Source organism: Shewanella sp. HN-41, assembly GCF_000217915.1.
Taxonomy (GTDB): domain Bacteria; phylum Pseudomonadota; class Gammaproteobacteria; order Enterobacterales; family Shewanellaceae; genus Shewanella.
Genome location: NZ_AFOZ01000013.1, coordinates 218,120 through 237,566, shown reverse-complemented (window position 1 = coordinate 237,566; position 19,447 = coordinate 218,120). Strand labels below are relative to the sequence as shown.

Genomic DNA, 19,447 nt, shown 5'->3' with positions numbered 1-19,447 from the left:
TTTATGGCTAACATGCGACCTGCTGCAGTTAAATTCAAGGGCTCGGGCTTATGTTACTGAAGAAGGATAAAATAAACCCGCAGCGAGTGCGGTTTATTTAGCTCGCTTAAGTGAGAAACTTAAGTGAGCAATTTAAGCGACATGCACATTCTCTGGGGTTTCGGGTGTGCATGGTGGCCGTCATGCTGCCAATTCACATCGCGCAATTCGGCGCCAGTTAAGCTGTAACAACCATCGGCAGCCAAGGCAAATGGTGCAATAAAACCCACTCCACTTAAGGCATTGTACCAATCGCTCTTCTTCCCATATTGTACAGGATGAGTCGACCTCGGCATTAGGTCTTGCCCTGCAGTACAGGGGGCTGGAATTGACCCAGCGTTTAACCCATAAACAGGCTTATACCGCAGTCTTAGTGCTACAGGATCTTCATTAAACCGCCCGTTCTAGCACTCAGCCCCCGCGATTAAAACAAGGGCAAATAGTGAGTGAAGGTAAGCTTAGTGAAGCCTTATCGGTTAAGACTATACACTAAATTTAGGATGCAGCTTCGCAGGAGGCATCCGCTGATTTTTGAGTAAAATGAAGATATTGGCCTTAAGTTTTTAAACCAGAATACAGGTATAATCGGCACGTATAGACTTTTAACCCTTACAGCCCAAGTAGAAAACAGATGAAACCCAATATCTCAACCGAAACTCAGCAAGAGGCCCTAGCCGCAGCCAAGGCCACCCAAAGACCGGGGCAAACTAAAGAGCAAACTAAATTCATCGCCCAAGGGATTGAAAAAGGCATAGCCGAATACAAGAAACTTCAAAAAGCCAAAGCCCGCGAACGGGATAAGTTCCGTAAACAACAGTTGAAAACAAAATCACGCCCAACCGTTGAGGGTGAAGATTCAGATACTTTTACCGAGCATCTTGAGTCCCAAGGCCAGTTTACCAGCGCCACTTGGGTTGCCATCGCACTCTTACTCTTAAGTTGGATTGGATTTGCAGCATATTACTGGATGGCAACCCCCGCCACGGGCGGCTAAGCCAAACCTAAATAACTGTTCCCGATTATGCTACATCGCTGGGTATCGCACGCTGGCACGCCATTAACTCTTCCCTGGGGGCTCCACCGCGCCAACTGCACCCCATACACAAAAACCAGTTCGCTCACCATAGCTCTCGTTCGCAGCGTATCGCTATGCGATGCTCACCATGGCGCAGAGGGCCTGCTTAACGATACCTTGCTCGCTCTACAAAGTGAGCTACAATTCGAAACTGCTATTTAGGTTACAGCATAAAAAATGCTCAAAACACGGGTAGCATATTGATCTAGGTTAATTGTGGTATCGGTTTAATAACGAATGATGTAAAACGGCTAGTTATCGGTGGTTATCCCAATAAGATCAGCAATATCCGCCATATGGGTGTCAACCCAAGCACTGCTGATCGGCCCCCAAGTCACAACTCGATAGTAGCCCGCATTATTACGGCTACCTTCCTGCACGAATTCGACACTGATGCCTATATCCTCAAACGCCGCAATGGCATCCTGTAGCGTACGCCGTGGCATACCAGTTAACTTATTGAGTGATAATAGATTATGGCGGTCATCATCCATTAAATGCGCTAAATAGAGCTTACGCAAAAACGCCTTATGTTGCTTTGAAACCTGTTGTGAAACTGGCTGAGGAAGTGGCATAGGATGGCTCATTAAAAAACAAAGGGAACTAGCATTAAAACTACTTGATATTCAGTCAATAAGGCAATAGCCAGCGTTAAATTGTTGTCCTTTTCCCCACAGTAATACATACAGTTCATACATACAGCGAATCCATACAGTTTATCAGTTTGTGATGCTCACCCTTGACGCAGAGAGCCTGCTTAGCGAAACCCTGCTCATCCAATAAAGCTGTAGATAATTCTGAACAGCGATGAGACTGGGTATTTCAGCAAAAGCTTGTATTCGTCCCCCTATCGCTGTTATTCATAGGGCAAGTATCCACCGAAGAAAGAATGCCAACATGAACCAGACAATCACCGCAGATCAAGTGCTTAGCTTTTGGTTTGAGGAAATCCCTCCCAAATATTGGTGGATAAAAGACATTGACTTTGATGCACAAATCAAAGCGCGTTTCGAAGGGATCCTGCAACAAGCCAAACGGGCCGAACTCGCGCATTGGCGTATCACCCCACAGGGGCGATTAGCCGAGATTATCGTGCTAGATCAATTCTCACGTAATATTTACCGCGATACCCCCGCCGCCTTCGAAGCCGATGCCATCGCCTTAGTGCTAGCTCAAGAAGCCGTCGCTCAGCAGGTAGATTTGGCCCTAAAACCCAAACAAGTTCCCTTTCTCTTTATGCCTTATATGCACAGTGAGTCGGCTATCATTCACCAAGTGGCGGTAAAACTTTTTAATCGCGAAGCGGCACTGGCTAACCTCGAATTTGAACTTCGCCATAAGGCCATTATCGATAGATTTGGCCGTTACCCCCACAGAAATAACATTTTAGGCAGAGAGTCGACTACCGATGAGATTGCCTTTTTAACTGAACCTGGTTCATCCTTTTAATAGCCGAATATTTGAATAAATTAAGTTGAGAGATACCTAGACACACTACACTTATCTAAGTGAGCCATGGAATGGTGTAGCGAGTCTCGAATACAGCAACTTCTGAGTCCCGTGGAGGTTTTAGTCATTTATGTTACATAATAAAATTATCTCCAATTACTCAAATATTTCCCCTAACTGTTGCAGATGGATAGGGTTATTCGCCCTATTCAATTATCAAATTAGCCAAGCGACCGAGCTTAAAATTGGAGTGAGTCTCTCAATTCCCCCCTATGTGATCCAAGAGACAAACAGCGGACTCGAACTCGAACTGCTCCATCAAGCACTTGCAGTCAAGGGACATAACGCCTCCATTCAATATCTTCCTTTTGCCCGTACTTTCCATGAGTTAAAGGAGGGGAAACTCGATGGCATTATCAATATCAAAGAGGGCATGATCGATAAGGTATTTTACTCGGATGTCGCCATCACCTACCAAAACTGTGCCATCACCCTTGAAAATAAAAATTTTAAGATTAATAACATAGATGACTTACACCATCTAAAAGTGGTTGCCTTCCAGCGTGCCTCATTTCTGCTCGGGGAGGAATTTACCCGCATGGCTAAGGCCAATAGCAGCTATCAAGAGCAGGCGCGGCAAATACAACAGGTATATATGTTGATGAAACATAGGGCCGATGTGGTTGTGATGGATAAAAATATTTTCAAGTACTATCTAAAACAGGCCTACCTTGAAGGAAAGCTGACCGAAAAAGAAATAAAGCAAGTCGCTATATGCAATAAAATATTCCCACCTACCGAATACCGCTTCGCCTTTTTAGATGCCCATATTCGGGATGATTTTAATGTGGGTCTCAAACAAATAACGGGAGATGGTACGTTAGCAGCGCTACAGGAAAAATATCAACGCCTCCTATCCCTAGAGAGCGAGGCGACGAGCACTATACTGGATCCTGCCATCCTTAAAAACGACCCACTCTAAGGGCGAAGAAATCACTCTATTTAATAACCAGTACCGGACATTTAGCCAGTTTGACTATGTCTTGGCTCACATGGGGCTTTAGAAAATCGGCTAAACCACTACAGCCATGACTGGCAATCACGACCATGCCCACATCGGCGGATTCTGCCAAAATTTCCTCGCTCGCATCACCATGGCGAATAACGGTTTTTATGCTTAAACCCGCTGCTAAATCCCGTTGCATGTCCTGTTGTAATGTCTGCATTTTAGCCTCAACAAAAGTTGCCAATGCCTTTTCTAATGTTGCTGGAGTATCCACGGCAACACCGTAAAAATGAGCGCTTCTAGATGGGCTAGTCACATGCAACAATCGGATATTAACTTGATAAAAATTAGCCATTTCAACTGCATATTTAAGAGCATGGGCAGCGGTTGCAGAAAAATCCGTAGGGCATAACACTTCTTGAGTACGCATAATCATATCCATCGTTTGAGTTTTTAAGTTGGCTTATCTCAGGGGTAAAACCTATCTATTCAGTATCAAAATAGCACTCTTTTATAGTAGTAAGCTATATTTTCCACTAGGACATTTTAACCAATTATTCCTTATTAATCAAAAACAAAGGGCGCAATAGCGCCCTTTGCATCCGGCTATAAACTCATTGTTATTTAACAACGAGCACTGGGCAAGCCGCGCTGTTCGCTACCGCTTCGGCAACATTAGTATGTAAAAAGTGAGAGATCCCAGTACGACCATGGCTCGCGATCACCACCATGCCGACATCTTTTCCCTTCGCCTCCTCCAAAATTTGCTCGACGGGATCGCCCCTGCGGATCAAAGTTGTAATTGGCAGTTCCGTTTTCAGTCCCGCGAGTAAAGCCTGCATCTTAGTCGCAGCAGCCTCTTCCATACTCTTAGCAAGTTCTTCTGGGGTGATAGATAGAATCATAAAATTTTCATCCCCCATAGGCTGTTCAACCACGTGTAAAATTTTTAGCCCTACGTGATATAGGTTTGCCATTTCAATAGCATATCGCAGAGCATGGGCCGCAGTTTCAGAGAAATCTGTGGGCCAGAGTATTTGACCTGTACGCATAATCTTGACTCCTTCTATGGCACTAATGGAATGCCGAGTTGTTTTCTGTTAAGGGGCTCTCGCTAGTCTTTTAACCAAGCAACTGCATCACCTTTATCCACAAAAAACTTCACCTCGGCGGGCGTAAACCAATTTGCCAATTTCGCCATGACTTCCTGCAGGGTCGTCTTACCGACTATGGCAATTCTTTCAAAATGACGAGCGTGCTTCACCCCTAATTTTAGATCATCCCAAGCGGCCTGTAATTCCCAACCATCGAGTTCAGTCACATCCACTAGGGCATAAATATCAGGATCTTTCACACCTTCCAGTGCGGACTCTAGCACTGGCACCATCATCTCGTAATCTTGATGGGTTAACTTTCCGACGGCCTTAAAGGCAACAAAAAAATCATCATCGCCATATCGTTCGATACCGATAGAAATTCCGTGTTTTAACAATGTCATAGATACTCCTTGTCTAACAAATTATTTTACGAGTGTAGACGCTAAGCCCCTGCTAAGTTGTGATCTTGTTCATAAATGCACCAGATAGCTTGCACTACCTCACTAAGCCAGCTAAGATAAACCGACTAATCAGTCGGTTTATCCATTGATCCAGTACACACTAAAATTGCGCATAGTATTTATCCATTACACCCATTCATATCTGGAGCAACCACAATGAATATGGCCAGCACTCCCGCTAATGCTTCACCACTCACAGCGTTACTCCAGCACCAACGTCTAAGTTACCTCGCCAACCCCAATCCCGATTATGGCACCCGCCATGGGCAACTAACTCGACTTAAAGCCGCGGTATTAAAGTATCAAGTCCCTTTAGTGACGGCATTGAGCCAAGACTACGGTCATAGATCCCAAGATGACAGCCTGATCTCTGATATTATGCCGGTGATCAACAACATCAATTACAGTTTGAAAAACCTCAAAAAATGGCTAAAACCTAGTGCGCGCCATGCGGGGCTCTTGCTTGCCCCAGCGAGGGTGACAGTGCATTATCAGCCTCTGGGGGTTGTCGGCATTATCGTGCCGTGGAACTTTCCCGTGATGCTGTCAATTGGCCCGCTCGTCACCGCCATCGCCGCGGGCAACCGTGCCATGCTTAAATTGTCAGAATTTACCCCGGCAACCAATAAGGTGATAACGCAATTACTGGCCGAGGTGTTTGAAACATCCCATGTGGCAGTGGTCGAAGGGGAAGCCGATGTGGCCGCGCAATTTTCAGCCCTGCCCTTCGATCATTTGCTCTTTACCGGCTCCACCACAGTCGGCCGCCATGTGATGCGGGCAGCGGCCAATAATCTGACCCCAGTGACACTCGAACTCGGTGGTAAATCCCCCGTCATTATCGCCCCCGATATGCCGCTTGAAGTAGCCGTAGAGCGAATGATTTATGGTAAGTGCCTCAATGCTGGGCAAATCTGCGTTGCACCCGATTATGTTCTGTGCCCTAAAGCCAAGGTGGATGACTTTATCGCCGCCTACAAAGCTAAATTTAATGCCATGTACGGTGCAATCAATCACAACAAGGACTACGGCAGCATTATTAATGCGCGTCAGTTTGACCGGCTTATGGCAGTGCTCGAAGATGCGAAAGCCAAAGGGGCCCGTGTTATTTCGGCGACGGATGAAACCATAGACAGCGCTAATCGCAAGCTCGCTACCCAGTTAATCACCCATACCAGCGAAGATATGCTATTGATGCAGGAGGAAATCTTTGGTCCATTATTGCCCATTATTGGTTACGACTCGCTAGATGAGGCAATTGAATACATCAACCAAAGGGCAAGGCCCTTAGCACTCTATGTGATGAGTTTTGATGAGCCAAGCCAGCAACAAATTCTTAAGCAGACCCACTCGGGTGGTGTTTGCATTAACGAAACCGTTTTTCATGTGGCGGCGGATGACGCGCCCTTTGGCGGCATTGGTCCATCGGGCATGGGACATTATCACGGTAAGGAAGGTTTCTTAACCTTTAGCCACGCTAAAACTGTGCTCAGCCGTGGCCGCTTCAACACGGGCAAATTTGTGCATCCACCCTATGGTACTTTTATCCAACGTATGCTGATGAAAATGTTCCTGCGTTAATCCACACAGGAATGATAAATGCCAGCCGATATAGGAAAGCCAATGCCGGATACCCCATTAAAAATAAATAAACCCATAACGGACAAGCGACAGGCGATACTCGATACCGCCTTGACGCTCTTTGTCAGCCAAGGATTTCATGGTACGTCCACCGCCTCGATTGCTAAGCAAGCAGGCGTAGCAACGGGGACCCTATTCCATCACTTTCCTTCCAAGGAAGCCTTGATGGAATCTTTGTTTCTTACCATAAAACAAGAATTTGCCGATGCCTTGCTGTTAAACACCCATAAGGGCAGCGATCTAAAACTCAATGCCCTACAGCTATGGCAAAGTGCAATTGATTGGTCGCTGGACAACCCTATCAAGCAGCTGTTTTTTCAACAATATTCAATGTCGCCCATGATAGCCGTTAAGGTGCGCGATCAAGCGATGAACAGTATCCTAGGCTTTATCGCCGAGCTTATTAAGCAAGGACAAATGATGGGATTAATCGCCCACTATCCGGTGGAACTGATGCTTGAAAATTGCCATGGCCAATATCTGGCGGCAACCCGATTCTTTATCGATAACCCGCACCTAGGCACCAACCCTGTGTACCGTAATGCCAGTTTTGAACTGTTTTGGAAGGCAATGGCAGCGGATTGACATCGCCATTGTCCCGCAACCGAAATTGTCCCATAAAAAAACGAGCCAGTTAACTGGCTCAGTTTTCTTCTATGCTATTGATGCTCATCATTAATGTTAACGCTAAAACCGAGTTAGCTCTTGCACTCACTAGCTCTGACCTAACTCCTGCGCTTTTTCTGCCGGCTGCGCCATTTGGGTTGGGCTCCAGTAGCCTTGCTTAATGCCCTTATCAATCAGCTCAGCGACAGCCAGTTCAATGGCTTGCAACACACAAAACTGAACTGGTTCATTTGTCGTGAATCCCACTTCTGCCTCGGCGAGGCGATTTAAACTAGTGTAACGGAATAGGCCAGCACGCATTTCCTGGGATAAAACACGTTTGCTGGTCGAGACCGACATCATCACTTTCCCCGTGTGCACATCGACGGCCCGCAGGTAGATAGTAACCAGATCCTCACGGTACATTTCCGAAGCGCCAATGCCGTAGTATTCGACACCGCTACCGCCCGTACTGGTGTTGGTCTCATAACTGATAATCCCACCTTCAAGCAATAATCTAGCGGTGGATAAGACTGGCACTTCATCTGCCTTCCCTCCATTCTGCTTGTTGCTTATCTTGCGCTCTGTGAGTAGATTCTGTAGCCCTTCACGCTCGACTGGTGTAAACCATTTCGAATCGAGCAATGTCTGCATCAACATAGAGGTTGCGCCCTGAGTCACTGCGGTCGAAAATGAACTCACATTCGCCTGTGGCTTATATTGGCCAGTTTGATCGCGAAAGGAATACACGGCTACAGGAATAGGGAATTTGGGGCCAGGCTGGGTTTGCAATCCACGCATGACCTCGCTCACCGGATTAACCTCGGCAGGCGTGATATTTAAATCGGGTTTAGGGATCAAACTACAGGCCGACATGCTTAACAGCAATAGACCCAAAATGATTAAACGGGCCATTAGTTGCCCCCCCCAAACGTCGGCATTTCTATCACTGTGACTTCCCCAGTTTCTAGATTGGTGATCGTCAGCATTACGCCATTGCCCGTCGAGGCGACTTCGATACGAAAATCGCCAGTATCATAGACCCCATCGGTAATTTCACCATCGGCAACCCCTCGGGTGATCGAGTTGATAATGTTACGTTCTAGGGATTCTTTAAAACGAGTGACAAAGTCCTTCTCGGTCGAACTGGCTTGATTATCATTCTGCGATTGGGCTTTATTCAGTAGGAAGGCACCATTCAATGGATTACCGCCAAAGCTGGGATTCACTGGGGTGTAAATCAGTTCAGTGGCTTGGCCACTGCCTAGCACACAGAGTGTGATAAGGGTAAGTAACGTCCTGTAAGTCATTATTATTATCCTAAAAGTCGTCCGATGTTCCTGAAAAGTCACCTGTTATTGCATTGGCTCGCACTTGCGCTAAATAATCAATCGTGATCAAAATCGCCTGCTCTGCACTCTCTTTTATTGGGTTTGCACGGCGGCCAAAATGGGTGCTGTAGATCCGAGTCCCGTTCACTTCCAACGTTAATACCGTCCCGGCCTGTGGAAACACTGTCTCATACAGGGTCACGTTAAAGCCCTGGGTAAAAGGCAGATCTCGCCAGTAACTTGAGTAGTAAAAACCAAAGTCCTTACCGAGTCGAGTCAAGGTTCTATCTATCACTAAGCCACTAATTTCAATGTCGTTATCGGCAAAAGAGTCTGGAGAGGCCAACAGCAGGAATGGGCATAAAATACAGATCAGTAAACACTGTTTTAAGGATCTCACTTGCCCCTCCCTTTAACCTCGAGTCATTCTGGTTTTGAAAATAAGGGCATAGGAGAAACGGTTCAATCCCTGCACATATTTTCGATAGCGCAGGTTAACAGGGTTAAAGATCCTTCGTCATTATGCCTAGGGGTAAATTAGCCCGAAGAGCTAAGGTAAAAAGGCCAAAATAGCCCATTTGGGTAATGCGCTAAGAGGGCGTTAGTTAAGCTGTTTCGCCTTAACGAACGGATAATAGATACTAGCGTTATTGTGGCAGCCATAACTGTACAGCAAGACCACCATCACTGCGATTATGCATGCTAATACTGCCATCGTGGGCCTCGATAATCTCCCGGCACAGGGGGAGGCCTAATCCAGTACCCGATTGTTTTGTCGAGTAAAATGGCAATAGTGCCTGCTCTAACACTTCTCCGGACATACCCGCACCACGATCCTCAATCTTAATGCTAAAACCTACACCATCCACTAAGGTTTGATGCCGGATAGACAGGCTGACGTCTTCGGGCTTTGACCCCGATTCATGGGCGTTTTTCAGCAGATTTAACAGCACTTGCTCCAACTGTCCTCGGTCGAAATAGCCATCCTCATCGGGTAAGGCATGGGTGAGTTTGAAGGGATAATGCTGGGTTAATTGGCTAGTAAACTGCGCCCAATTCACATAGCTGCGTTGGGGTAATGGCAGCTTAGCGAAGCGCGCGTAGTTGAAAATAAACTGACTTAAGTGGTTGGTGCGATTCTCAATCGTATCGAAAATCAACTTGAGCTTAGGATTGTCCATCTCTTTGGTGAGCAGTCGTCCCGAGTTCACCATAGAAGCGATGGGCGCCACCGAGTTATTAAGTTCATGGCTAATAATGCGGATCACTTTCTTCCACACGGCCACCTCTTGGCGATTGAGTTCTCGGGTCATCTGCTTAAGTAGGATTAAGTGATGCTGTTGGTTATTCAGTAAAAACTCACCACGACTCAGATACCAAGTATCAACTTCATCCTCCCCCATCGCAAAGAGGCCACTCTTTTCATGCTTAAGCGCTAAGGCAAATTCCTCGGGTAAATTCACCAGCAATTCATCTAAACTTAACCCCTCCATTTTCCCTTTGATATGAAATAGATGACGGGCCGCATCGTTAGCGTAAATCAACTTTTGGTGATCGTTGAGTAATAGCATCACATTGGGTGAACTTTGGATAACCTTATCTAGCAATAACTCCCGCTGGTAAATGTATTGCCTTTCCTGGCGCAATTTTGCCGCAGAATGATTAAATAACTGGGCTAAGGTTTTGAGCTGACCGTCACCATGCTCTGGAATACTCACGCTAAAATCATTATCGCTAAAGTTCAGCAGACCTATTTCGAGTGAGTCCAAACTGCGACCAATATGCCGCGTTAACCAAGCGATACCAAGACCACAAATACCACAGGCGAGCAGTAACACAATCAAACCTTCACCTAAGGTCAAACTCGGGATACGCTCGTCCTTTGCGATCTCGGCGGGCACCGCAGAGGGAGCTTTAGGCGGTAAAATGGATAGCGGTTCAACACGTAAAGGCTCAACAATATGAGGGATAGAATTAAACTGCCCTTCTTTAAGCTGTTCTAACTTGAAGAGTTTTATCTGCAACTGCTCTTGTTTAAGTTGTTCAAGCTTTTGCAGTTCAGCTTTAATCTGTTCGGCCCTCTGGCGCGCTTGCATCGCTGCCGCCAACTGCAGTTGTTCGGTATTTTTAAGGGCAAGCTCGATGGAAGCAGCGGTCTTTTCCAACTCTGCAAAGTCGAGCTGCACATTCACATCAGGGATTTCAATCGCGCGAGGCGTAGAGGCAACCGATGACTCGGGTGAGATATATTTCACCAAAGCAAAGCTAAGCAAGACGCCAAGTGCGCAGCAACCCATTGAATAAATGATAAGTTTAGTTCGAATTAACACTCACATTCCTTAATCGATAGCCTTTCTCTAGCCTAGTATCTGTTGCCTAGAAGCTGGGACCTAGCACCTGCGCTTAACCTATGACTTATCTAAACCAAACTTATCCATACGTCGATACAGCGCCTGACGACTGAGTCCAAGCGCTTTTGCAACTCTCGCAATCACGCCATGATGCTGTTTTAGCGCCGCTTCGATATCTTCTCGGCTCACCTCTATCGCCTCATGGGTGGATAGCGCTTGGGCACGGGCAGCGTCATCAGAAAATGCGGTATTTACGGGAATAGAAGTTGGCACATAAACGTGCAGAGGAACAGACAGTTCCTTTTCAGAGGGGCGCGAAACAGATGTCGTCGAAATAGGGGAAGAGGCGGATCTTGCGGCACTCATAACAGGTGTCAAGCCAAAGTCAGCTTCCGTCAACACATGGCTTTGTGCCAACAATACCGCTCGCTTACAGGCATTCTCAAGCTCGCGCACATTCCCCGGCCAGCGGTGCTGCAATAACGCCTGTTGTGCAGGTTTACTCAAACTAAACTTAACCCCCACAAAATGTTGCACTAAGGGCAAGATATCATCGATGCGTTGATTCAGCGGCGGCAATGCCAACTCAATCACATTTAAGCGGTAGAATAAATCTTCGCGAAAACGCCCTTCGGCGATATCTTGGGCCAGATCCGCATTGGTCGCACTGATCACCCGTACTTTCACTTTTTGAGTTTTATGGCTACCTAAACGCTCAAACTCGCCGGTTTGTAACACCCGCAATAATTTCACTTGACCAGATAAAGGTAAATTACCGATTTCATCTAAAAACAATGTGCCGCCGTCGGCCGCTTCGAAGCGGCCAATACGCGCCTTAGTCGCGCCCGTAAAAGCCCCCGCCTCGGCACCAAACAGTTCGGCCTCTAATAAATCCATCGGCAAGGCCCCCACATTGACCTTGATAAAGGGTTTGTTTTTTTAAGGGAGAATTTGCGTGAAGAATATCAGCAAGTTTATCTTTGCCCGCGCCATTGGGGCCAGTGATCAACACAGACACATCGGAGCGCGCCAATTGCAGGGCTAAATCAATACAACGCTGCATCGCGCCACTGCCAAAGACAATCCCGCAGAGGTCCGCATCGGCAATTGCCACTTGGCGTTGATGATTAACCCGCTCCAAACGATGATTTGCACGGGAGAGTTTATATAGCGCAATCAGATTAGTGATACTATTGAGCAGCTTAGCATCATCCCAAGGTTTGCCCATATAATCGGCGGCGCCCGCTTTCACTAATTCAACTGCCGTTTCGAGCTGGGTCCAGGCTGTCATCAAAATAATAGGCAGATCCCCTTGGCGTTCACGCAGGGCGTAAAACAGTTGCCGACCTTCCTCACCCGAAGTGGTATCCCGGGTAAAGTTCATATCTTGGATCACTAAATCCACATCTTGAGTCGCCAATAATCCAAGGGCATCCTCTGGGCTGTGGCAAGTCAGCACCCGATAATCATTAAGCTCTAGCATCAAAGCGAGGGCCTGGCAGATGGCATGATTGTCGTCGACGATAAGGATGGTATCCATAAGAATGAGTTCTGTCCTAAGTAAAATCTGTTAACCGTAAAGTAACAAAAAGTGCAATAACATCCTATTGTTATCGCACTTTTATCGTACTTTTATCCTAGTTTAAGTGACATCTAATGTGTCGCTATACGCTGCGGGTTGCCGTTGCTGGTGAAATATTTGCCGCCTTACGTGCCGGTAAGTAAACCGCCAGCGTGGTGACAATAAACAAACCTGCCACAGTAAATAATGGATAGCTTAAGTCCAACATAGGCAAGCTATAGATTTTCATTAACTGTTGCCCCAACTGTATCGCTAGTAAGCCGCCCAACACGCCTCCAGCTAGACAAATCAGATAATTCTCCACCAGGAAGTAGCTAATAATATCGCGCTTCTTGGCGCCAAGTGCTCGGCGGGTGCCTATCTGCTTAGTGCGACGTTGGATATTAAACATAACCATGCCTGTTAAGCCGAGTGAGGTGATAAGCAGTAATAACACTACCATCATAGTTAACACTGTGATCATCAATTTATGGTCACGGTATGAACCATCTTTCAAGGTCTCAATTGATTTAAATCGGTCCAGCACTCGATTAGGATTCTCAGCCAGTAGCGCCGCCGTTATCACCGTTTTCAGCTCGCCGTGGTGCCCAGGTTGAGCGCGCACCATATACGAACTGCCGCCATAATCCACATTTTGAATCATACTGTTTTCAAGATCTGCACTATCAATCCACGCACCTTGCAATTTATCGACGACACCAATCACAGTGATCTGCGCATCCTTGCCCTCGTACAACACTTTGCCAAGTGCGGATTCATCAGGCCAAACGGCTTTAGCTAACGTGCTGGAGATGATCGCTAATCGACTCGGACTATCGAGATTATCCTTAAGTTCATGGGGATAGAAGTTACGCCCCTCAATCAACTTAAGACCTAAGGTTTCAATGGTATGGTCTGTCCCTAAATACATGGCAAACTGTGGTGTCGATTTAGCACTATCCGGATCGGGCCCCAAATTTAAGGTACTCGACCAGCCACCACCGCTTAACGGCAGCATATTGGTTGAGGTCGCATCAATTACATTGGGCAAACCCCGTAAAATTTGCTGATCGATTTTGTTTTGCGCGGTTTTATCAATCAATGGATCGAAGTTGTATAAGCTAAAGGTCAAGACTTCTGACTCTTTAATCCCCGAATCACGCTGCATCAGGGCTAAACGCTCCTGAATAATAAAGCTCGCGTTAGCCACAATCGCCACAGACAAGATAATCTGAATAAGCAGTAAGATTGGGCCGCTTTTACTGCGCAATAAACTGCTGATAATAGGTTTAATATGCAACATAATGAGTCCCTTACTGGCTTTTTAGATAAACGCTAGGTTTAGTGCGGCACACGACCCATGCTGGATATAAGCCAGCTAATAACGCTGTGCCAACCGCAATACTTGGGGTGATAATCCACATACTCGCCGATAAGTGGGTTAAGCCCTTAGCGACCTCAAACTGAGCCGATAAGCCGTAAAGTGAGGCATAGGCCCAAACCAGTCCCAGCAGGCCCCCTAGTAAGCCAATCATGCCCACCTCCACCATATATTGAGCGAAGATTTGTGCACGGCTAGCGCCGATTGCGCGGCGTACCCCCACTTCGGGCGCTCGCTTGAGGAACTTGGTGAGCATCAAACCTAATATATTGACTAAACAAACACTTAAAAACAGCACACTCAAGCCAACCAAGATTTTATTGTCTTCGGGCACCACATGATTGTATTCAAGCCAAGTCGCCACATCGGAGACTTTGACTGAGTCAGCAGCAGACTTATTATCCGTAAAACGGCCTAGGGCTTTTTGTTCGGCGACATAATTGCTCAGCCAAGTACGGTAACTGGCTACAGCGTCTTTATTTGGCAGCTCAACCCAATACAGCAACCACACTTTTTCAGAGTTAAGACGATCGCTATAACTATTCGTCGGCTCAAACTTCCAACCCGAGGTATTACCCCATACATCAAACTCTTCGATAGGCGTTAGCGAAAACGGCACAAAAATTTGTTCCGACTCGTTAAAAGCACCGTTAGTGGGATCGTAGTATTTAGGTTCAGGATTCCAGGCTTTAATCACTCCAACCACTTGATAAGGCTTGCGATTAAGATAAATAACTTTGCCAACACTGTTTTGCCCCTCAAACAATTTTTGATTGAGTTTATCGCTAATCACCACTTGATAAGCAGGCTCAGTGTCGACGGATTTATCCCACACGTTGCCGTATAAAAATGGCACGTCAAACATCTTGAAAAAGTCGCTATCCGTCACCCTTATAGCTTGTAAAATAGGCACAAAATTGACATCGTCTGTTTGTACTGCCATCCCAGAACGAAACATCACGGCTTGGCGTTTGGGTAAGGTATTGTTGCGTAAATTCATCGCGTCTTGATAAGTCACTAATGAGTGAAACTCGTCCCAAGAATCGAGACCTTGACTCCAAAGCTGCACCGCATTCAGCTCGTCAGAACGCTCACCCGCTGGGTTAAACGACATCATCTTGTACACGTTTAACGTGGTGATCGTGATACCAATACCAATCGAAATCGCCAACACCATTAACAGCGACAGCATAGGGGTTTTCTTAATGCTGCGCCAAGCTAAGTCAATATAATAAAAGAACATAATGCGCATCCTTAACGGTCGGCGTTGGCAACAAGTTTATCCAATGAGTGCGGAGTAACCACAGTTTGCACACTGCCATGGGGCTGATACATCGTAAAATCACACACTTGACCGTCGACAATTTGAATATTGCGCTGGGCGCGGCGAGCCAGTTCAGGGTCATGGGTTACCATAATGATGGTCGTGCCCGCCTGATTGATATTTTCAAGTAACTCCATCACTTGACGTGCCATTAAGCTGTCGAGGTTCCCCGTAGGTTCATCGGCGAGCAGGAAGCGTGGTTCACCGGCTAATGCGCGGGCAATCGCCACCCTTTGTTGCTGTCCGCCCGAAAGCTGAGTAGGAAAATGCTTGAGGCGTGAAGCTAAACCCACTTGCTCTAATGCCTGCTGTACGCGGCGTTGGCGTTCCTTGGCATTAAAACCGCGGTAGCGTAGCGGCACTTCGATATTTTCGGCCAAGTTAAGGTCAGGAATTAAGTTAAAACCTTGGAAGATAAAGCCGATTTTCTCGTTACGGATAGCGGCGCTCTTGTTATCACTGAGGTTAGAGACATTAATGCCATCGAGAAAATAGTCACCGTGGGTAAAACCTTCGAGCAACCCAGCGATATTTAAAAAAGTCGTTTTACCTGAGCCAGAAGGACCCGTTACCGCGACAAACTCGCCTTCATTCACTTCGAGGTTAAAATCGCGCAGGGCGTGGGTTTCCACTAAATCCGTTTTAAAAACCTTGTTCACACTCTTCATAGATAACATGCTAATTTCCTTAAAATAATCAAATCAATTTTACGCCCTGACTCTGCGTCTAAACGGCGTTATGCATAACCGCAGGATCAGCCAAAAAATGGCTCAACGACAGACTCTAACAGCCACACAAAAGCGCCCAATATAAGGTCGGCGCTTTCGACCGAAACCTCACCCACTTGGCGAACCTCATCCAAAGGATTGATCCACTCCAACAAATTCAGTCCGAGGAAAAACCAGCTATTGGCCTCACCGATACCGAGTTCTACCGCTATCACAAGTAACCCTAAGGCCAGCACACCGCACATTTTTGGCGATATTAACTCACGAATATCAAAGTCTTTATTGTGCATATCTCGCTCCTATTCCATATCGCAGCATGCTCGCCATTAACCTTAGCCACCGCGGTGTTAAATTCCTTCAGTTATCAATGAATTCTGACCTGTTCGGCGTTATTAAAGGGGTTGGTGCTTGAAATGACCCACTCATCGCCGGCTTTGCCACCATCGAGCACTTCGACTTGGCTCAGGCTAGTGCTACCGAGTTTGATTGTGCGGCGACTGGCTAAATCGCCCTCTATTTGATAAACCTTATCGCCACCGCCACTGGTCATAAAGTCGCCACGTTTTACCATCAGCACATTGGGCCTGTGTTCTAACAATACTCGGGCCGAGATACGTTGATTCTGACGCAATGTTAAGCTATCGCTTTGTTCAAACTGCACCCTTGCGGTCACTTCACGATTACGCACTTCGGGGGAAATGGACGATAACTTACCCATTATCTTCACGCTGCCGAAACTCAACTCGACTTCCATACCTAACCCCAAATCGTCGGCGTAGGACTCTGGTACGGCAAGTTCAGCTTCATAGGCGCTTAAATCGACGACGGTTAAGATGGGTTGGTTGGCGCTCAGACGCGTTTTTTGTTCGGTGAGCCAGTTGCCTATGATGCCAGCAACGGGTGCCGTGATATTCAGCGCTTCGACTTGGCGCTCGAGTTCTTGCACCGCAAGACTCTGGCGCTCGACTTCTAACGCTTTGTTTTTTATTTCAAAGGTGAGCGTGTCTTTGGTTAGCGCCACTTCCTGCTGAGCATGGGCAAATTTAAGCTTAGCCTTGTGCAAATCATCTTTGCCCTTTTCATAATCAATTTGACCAATTAGCTGACTTTGAATAAGCAGCTCTCCGCGGCGGCTCTCCCTATCGGCGGCCTCAAGATCGACCGTTGCCATATCTAAGGTTTGGTAAGCCTGCAATTGATCGCGTCTGGCATCCAACTTAGCCCGCTCTAATGCACTCTCCATGCCGGCTAATACTGACTTAGCCTGCTCTAACTGATTCGTGAGTCTTGGGCTATCGAGTTTGGCAACCACATCGCCTTTATTGACTGTGTCGCCAGGGTTACTCAGTAGCGTCACAGTGCCTTCCTCAGTGCTATACAAAATCGGCGCATTAGCCGCCACAATTTTACCTGTGGTCGCCACATCGCGGGTTAGTGTGCCCATATAGAGCGTCGCCGTGGTGATATCGCTACGGCTTAAGGATTTACTCACACTATCGGTTCCAAAACTTGCCCACACTAAGGCACTGACTAATAAAGTACAGCCAGCAATGATCATGGGTAATTTGAGGCGTTTAGTGGTCGATGGCACAAGGAGGGTATCTTGGCCGCTGGTATCTTTTATCATATTGTTACTCGCTTCCCTGTCTGGATCATCTGTGTCAGCAAAATCAAGCGGACACTATTGGTAATCTATGTGATGGAAATAGCAAAGCCTATGCCAAATAAGTTAACTAATTGTTTTTAAATAAATTAACTAATTTTTAACGACAAAGTGTCCGCGGACACAGGGACTTAACCTCAAAAGTGTCCGCGGCAGTTTATTGAAAAGTGTCCGATTGAGGAGAGTTGGACTTAGAATCTAGAACCTAGATTTATTAGCCGAAACCGTCGAGTTTCCCTTTACAGTAAAATCCTTGCCACATAAGATCCCGCCACCCTCGCAGCAAAAACGATCAGAAGACAAAACCCTATGACTACAATAACAATCACTCGTCCAGACGACTGGCATATTCATTTAAGGGATGGCGCCCAGCTTAAAGATACAGTGCGCGACATCAGCCGCTATATGGGCCGCGCTATCGTGATGCCAAACTTAGTGCCCCCCGCTATCGATACCGAAACCGCACTGGCCTATTACGATCGCATTAAAGCGCAGGTGCCAGCGGGCTCACAGTTTGAACCTTTGATGGTGTTGTATTTAACCGACAAAACTAGTCCAGATGAAATCCGCAAAGCCAAAGCCTCGGGTAAAATTGTCGCCGCTAAACTCTACCCCGCGGGCGCGACGACTAACTCAGATTCCGGCGTGACCGATCTCAAAAAAATCTACCCAGCCCTCAAAGCCATGCAAGAAGTAGGCATGTTGTTCCTAGTGCACGGTGAAGTCACAGATTCAGCGATTGATATTTTCGACCGCGAGCGCGTCTTTATCGAAAAGACCTTAAGCAAAATTGTCGTCGATTTCCCCGAGCTTAAAATCGTGCTTGAACATATCACCACCAAAGATGCGGTGGATTTTGTTACCCAAGCCTCTGACAATGTGGCCGCAACCATCACGGCCCACCACTTGCTGTATAACCGCAATCACATGCTGGCTGGCGGTATTCGCCCACATTTCTACTGCCTACCGATTTTAAAACGTAATACCCACCAGCAAGCCCTTTTAGCGGCTGCGGCAAGCGGCAATAAAAAGTTCTTCCTCGGCACAGATTCGGCGCCCCACGCCAAAGATAAAAAAGAAGCCGCCTGTGGCTGCGCGGGCTCTTATACCGCCCACGCCGCCATTGAGCTCTATGTCGAAGCGTTTGAGTCGGTCAATGCGCTAGATAAACTCGAAGCCTTTGCCAGCTTTAACGGCCCGGATTTTTACAACCTGCCACGCAATAGCGATACCATCACACTGGTGAAAACTCCATGGAATGTCCCCGCGACTTACCCGTTGGGCGACACTAACGTAGTGCCTATTCGTGCAGGCGAAACCATTGATTGGCAAGTTAAATAAGTAATTGAGTAAACCAAATTTCTCTAGCCAGTTTTAAATCAGCACAACTACCCTAAAGCCGCATCTGCGGCTTTATTTTTAACCTCCCTAGTACACAGCTCCCTGCTGGAATTAAGACGTTGTATAAAGCATTAAGGATGAACCGATTGAAGTGATGGTTGTTTTTGAGGTGTCTGACGGGCTCATCCAAACCATGTGGAGTTTTGCTACTCGCTGAAAAGTGTTACACCTATCCCAAATTGAGTTTCGGCGCATTATTTTGGCGTGATATCAACGCATTCTGTGAGATGTGCGACTGTCCCTTGGCCGCAAAATATCTTAGGGTAAGTGGCAATAACCCAAAGGGCGAAAGCAAACCACGCCCGTTTTATTTAGCCACTTTGCCCAACAACA

General features: G+C 46.8%; 20 protein-coding genes and 2 pseudogenes. 7 read left to right on the top strand and 15 right to left on the bottom strand.

The window, feature by feature from the left end; translation table 11 throughout:
* Positions 1-119: 119 nt before the first annotated feature.
* Entirely contained in the window at positions 120-335 is a 216-nt protein-coding gene (locus SOHN41_RS20015; RefSeq protein ID WP_139058314.1) for a hypothetical protein, read from the bottom strand.
* Positions 336-670: 335 nt separating this feature from the next.
* Here SOHN41_RS20015 and SOHN41_RS02635 point away from each other — a divergent pair, with 335 nt between their 5' ends.
* Positions 671-1,033 carry a DUF2956 domain-containing protein gene (locus SOHN41_RS02635; RefSeq protein WP_007645267.1) on the top strand — a complete coding sequence of 121 codons (363 nt, stop codon included), beginning with the start codon at positions 671-673 and terminating at the stop codon, positions 1,031-1,033.
* Between the two features lie 332 nt (positions 1,034-1,365).
* On the opposite strand, the gene SOHN41_RS02630 is transcribed toward SOHN41_RS02635, so the two are convergent.
* On the bottom strand, positions 1,366-1,689 hold the full coding sequence (locus SOHN41_RS02630; RefSeq protein ID WP_007645264.1) for a winged helix-turn-helix domain-containing protein: 324 nt from the start codon (positions 1,687-1,689) through the stop codon (positions 1,366-1,368).
* Between the two features lie 322 nt (positions 1,690-2,011).
* Here SOHN41_RS02630 and SOHN41_RS02625 point away from each other — a divergent pair, with 322 nt between their 5' ends.
* A complete protein-coding gene (locus SOHN41_RS02625; protein ID WP_007645256.1) occupies positions 2,012-2,563 on the top strand; it encodes a DUF924 family protein in 552 nt (183 codons plus the stop codon).
* Between the two features lie 130 nt (positions 2,564-2,693).
* The gene (locus SOHN41_RS02620; RefSeq protein ID WP_007645255.1) at positions 2,694-3,545 is read left to right on the top strand and encodes a substrate-binding periplasmic protein; all 852 of its coding nucleotides are present in this window, start codon (positions 2,694-2,696) and stop codon (positions 3,543-3,545) included.
* 16 nt (positions 3,546-3,561) lie between these two features.
* Here the strand turns inward: SOHN41_RS02620 and SOHN41_RS02615 are convergent, their stop codons facing one another.
* The 3 genes from SOHN41_RS02615 to SOHN41_RS02605 form a co-directional block, all read right to left on the bottom strand.
* Positions 3,562-3,999: a universal stress protein gene (locus SOHN41_RS02615; protein ID WP_007645253.1), complete on the bottom strand. Its 438-nt coding sequence runs from the start codon at positions 3,997-3,999 to the stop codon at positions 3,562-3,564.
* Between the two features lie 190 nt (positions 4,000-4,189).
* A complete protein-coding gene (locus tag SOHN41_RS02610; protein ID WP_007645251.1) occupies positions 4,190-4,621 on the bottom strand; it encodes a universal stress protein in 432 nt (143 codons plus the stop codon).
* A gap of 62 nt (positions 4,622-4,683) precedes the next feature.
* The gene (locus SOHN41_RS02605; protein ID WP_007645249.1) at positions 4,684-5,067 is read right to left on the bottom strand and encodes an STAS/SEC14 domain-containing protein; all 384 of its coding nucleotides are present in this window, start codon (positions 5,065-5,067) and stop codon (positions 4,684-4,686) included.
* Positions 5,068-5,283: 216 nt separating this feature from the next.
* Here SOHN41_RS02605 and SOHN41_RS02600 point away from each other — a divergent pair, with 216 nt between their 5' ends.
* Together SOHN41_RS02600 and SOHN41_RS02595 are read left to right on the top strand one after the other, a co-directional pair.
* Positions 5,284-6,708 (top strand): coniferyl aldehyde dehydrogenase, encoded by a 1,425-nt coding sequence (locus SOHN41_RS02600; protein WP_007645247.1) that lies wholly within the window; start codon positions 5,284-5,286, stop codon positions 6,706-6,708.
* An 18-nt stretch (positions 6,709-6,726) separates the two neighbouring features.
* The gene (locus tag SOHN41_RS02595) at positions 6,727-7,353 is read left to right on the top strand and encodes a TetR/AcrR family transcriptional regulator (RefSeq protein ID WP_007645245.1); all 627 of its coding nucleotides are present in this window, start codon (positions 6,727-6,729) and stop codon (positions 7,351-7,353) included.
* Positions 7,354-7,482: 129 nt separating this feature from the next.
* Here SOHN41_RS02595 and SOHN41_RS02590 read toward each other — a convergent pair whose 3' ends face one another.
* The 10 genes and pseudogenes from SOHN41_RS02590 to SOHN41_RS02545 all read right to left on the bottom strand — a co-directional run bounded on the left by SOHN41_RS02590 (position 7,483) and on the right by SOHN41_RS02545 (position 17,677).
* A complete protein-coding gene (locus tag SOHN41_RS02590; RefSeq protein ID WP_007645244.1) occupies positions 7,483-8,289 on the bottom strand; it encodes a CsgG/HfaB family protein in 807 nt (268 codons plus the stop codon).
* Entirely contained in the window at positions 8,289-8,684 is a 396-nt protein-coding gene (locus SOHN41_RS02585) for a curli assembly protein CsgF (RefSeq protein ID WP_007645243.1), read from the bottom strand. Before SOHN41_RS02585 ends, SOHN41_RS02590 begins: the two co-directional genes overlap by 1 nt.
* A 10-nt stretch (positions 8,685-8,694) precedes the next feature.
* Positions 8,695-9,105 (bottom strand): curli production assembly/transport protein CsgE, encoded by a 411-nt coding sequence (locus tag SOHN41_RS02580; RefSeq protein ID WP_007645242.1) that lies wholly within the window; start codon positions 9,103-9,105, stop codon positions 8,695-8,697.
* A 247-nt stretch (positions 9,106-9,352) separates the two neighbouring features.
* Positions 9,353-11,035, bottom strand: a complete 1,683-nt coding sequence (locus SOHN41_RS02575) for a sensor histidine kinase (RefSeq protein ID WP_007645240.1) — start codon at positions 11,033-11,035, stop codon at positions 9,353-9,355.
* A 78-nt stretch (positions 11,036-11,113) separates the two neighbouring features.
* Positions 11,114-12,596: pseudogene (locus tag SOHN41_RS02570) on the bottom strand (sigma-54-dependent transcriptional regulator).
* 124 nt (positions 12,597-12,720) lie between these two features.
* Complete coding sequence (locus SOHN41_RS02565) at positions 12,721-13,920, bottom strand: FtsX-like permease family protein (RefSeq protein WP_007645236.1); 1,200 nt, start codon at positions 13,918-13,920, stop codon at positions 12,721-12,723.
* A gap of 10 nt (positions 13,921-13,930) precedes the next feature.
* Positions 13,931-15,241 carry an ABC transporter permease gene (locus SOHN41_RS02560; protein ID WP_007645235.1) on the bottom strand — a complete coding sequence of 437 codons (1,311 nt, stop codon included), beginning with the start codon at positions 15,239-15,241 and terminating at the stop codon, positions 13,931-13,933.
* Between the two features lie 11 nt (positions 15,242-15,252).
* Positions 15,253-15,999: an ABC transporter ATP-binding protein gene (locus SOHN41_RS02555; RefSeq protein WP_007645232.1), complete on the bottom strand. Its 747-nt coding sequence runs from the start codon at positions 15,997-15,999 to the stop codon at positions 15,253-15,255.
* A 77-nt stretch (positions 16,000-16,076) separates the two neighbouring features.
* Complete coding sequence (locus SOHN41_RS02550) at positions 16,077-16,340, bottom strand: hypothetical protein (RefSeq protein WP_007645230.1); 264 nt, start codon at positions 16,338-16,340, stop codon at positions 16,077-16,079.
* A gap of 74 nt (positions 16,341-16,414) precedes the next feature.
* Positions 16,415-17,677 carry an efflux RND transporter periplasmic adaptor subunit gene (locus SOHN41_RS02545; protein WP_007645226.1) on the bottom strand — a complete coding sequence of 421 codons (1,263 nt, stop codon included), beginning with the start codon at positions 17,675-17,677 and terminating at the stop codon, positions 16,415-16,417.
* A 345-nt stretch (positions 17,678-18,022) separates the two neighbouring features.
* On the opposite strand from SOHN41_RS02545, the gene pyrC reads away from it, so the two are divergent.
* Together pyrC and SOHN41_RS20615 are read left to right on the top strand one after the other, a co-directional pair.
* Positions 18,023-19,054: a dihydroorotase gene (pyrC, locus tag SOHN41_RS02540; RefSeq protein WP_007645224.1), complete on the top strand. Its 1,032-nt coding sequence runs from the start codon at positions 18,023-18,025 to the stop codon at positions 19,052-19,054.
* 130 nt (positions 19,055-19,184) lie between these two features.
* A pseudogene (locus SOHN41_RS20615) lies at positions 19,185-19,271 on the top strand (steroid delta-isomerase); the annotation flags it as partial.
* Between the last annotated feature and the right edge of the window lie 176 nt (positions 19,272-19,447).

Coding starts and splice junctions, on each gene's coding strand:
- SOHN41_RS02605 (WP_007645249.1), bottom strand. CDS start 5,067: ATGACATTGTTAAAACACGGAATTTCTATCGGTATCGAACGATATGGC.
- SOHN41_RS02615 (WP_007645253.1), bottom strand. CDS start 3,999: ATGCGTACTCAAGAAGTGTTATGCCCTACGGATTTTTCTGCAACCGCT.
- SOHN41_RS02600 (WP_007645247.1), top strand. CDS start 5,284: ATGAATATGGCCAGCACTCCCGCTAATGCTTCACCACTCACAGCGTTA.
- SOHN41_RS02585 (WP_007645243.1), bottom strand. CDS start 8,684: ATGACTTACAGGACGTTACTTACCCTTATCACACTCTGTGTGCTAGGC.
- SOHN41_RS02545 (WP_007645226.1), bottom strand. CDS start 17,677: ATGATAAAAGATACCAGCGGCCAAGATACCCTCCTTGTGCCATCGACC.
- SOHN41_RS02555 (WP_007645232.1), bottom strand. CDS start 15,999: ATGTTATCTATGAAGAGTGTGAACAAGGTTTTTAAAACGGATTTAGTG.
- SOHN41_RS02595 (WP_007645245.1), top strand. CDS start 6,727: ATGCCAGCCGATATAGGAAAGCCAATGCCGGATACCCCATTAAAAATA.
- SOHN41_RS20015 (WP_139058314.1), bottom strand. CDS start 335: ATGCCGAGGTCGACTCATCCTGTACAATATGGGAAGAAGAGCGATTGG.
- SOHN41_RS02550 (WP_007645230.1), bottom strand. CDS start 16,340: ATGCACAATAAAGACTTTGATATTCGTGAGTTAATATCGCCAAAAATG.
- pyrC (WP_007645224.1), top strand. CDS start 18,023: ATGACTACAATAACAATCACTCGTCCAGACGACTGGCATATTCATTTA.
- SOHN41_RS02635 (WP_007645267.1), top strand. CDS start 671: ATGAAACCCAATATCTCAACCGAAACTCAGCAAGAGGCCCTAGCCGCA.
- SOHN41_RS02560 (WP_007645235.1), bottom strand. CDS start 15,241: ATGTTCTTTTATTATATTGACTTAGCTTGGCGCAGCATTAAGAAAACC.
- SOHN41_RS02620 (WP_007645255.1), top strand. CDS start 2,694: ATGTTACATAATAAAATTATCTCCAATTACTCAAATATTTCCCCTAAC.
- SOHN41_RS02630 (WP_007645264.1), bottom strand. CDS start 1,689: ATGCCACTTCCTCAGCCAGTTTCACAACAGGTTTCAAAGCAACATAAG.
- SOHN41_RS02565 (WP_007645236.1), bottom strand. CDS start 13,920: ATGTTGCATATTAAACCTATTATCAGCAGTTTATTGCGCAGTAAAAGC.
- SOHN41_RS02610 (WP_007645251.1), bottom strand. CDS start 4,621: ATGCGTACAGGTCAAATACTCTGGCCCACAGATTTCTCTGAAACTGCG.
- SOHN41_RS02590 (WP_007645244.1), bottom strand. CDS start 8,289: ATGGCCCGTTTAATCATTTTGGGTCTATTGCTGTTAAGCATGTCGGCC.
- SOHN41_RS02625 (WP_007645256.1), top strand. CDS start 2,012: ATGAACCAGACAATCACCGCAGATCAAGTGCTTAGCTTTTGGTTTGAG.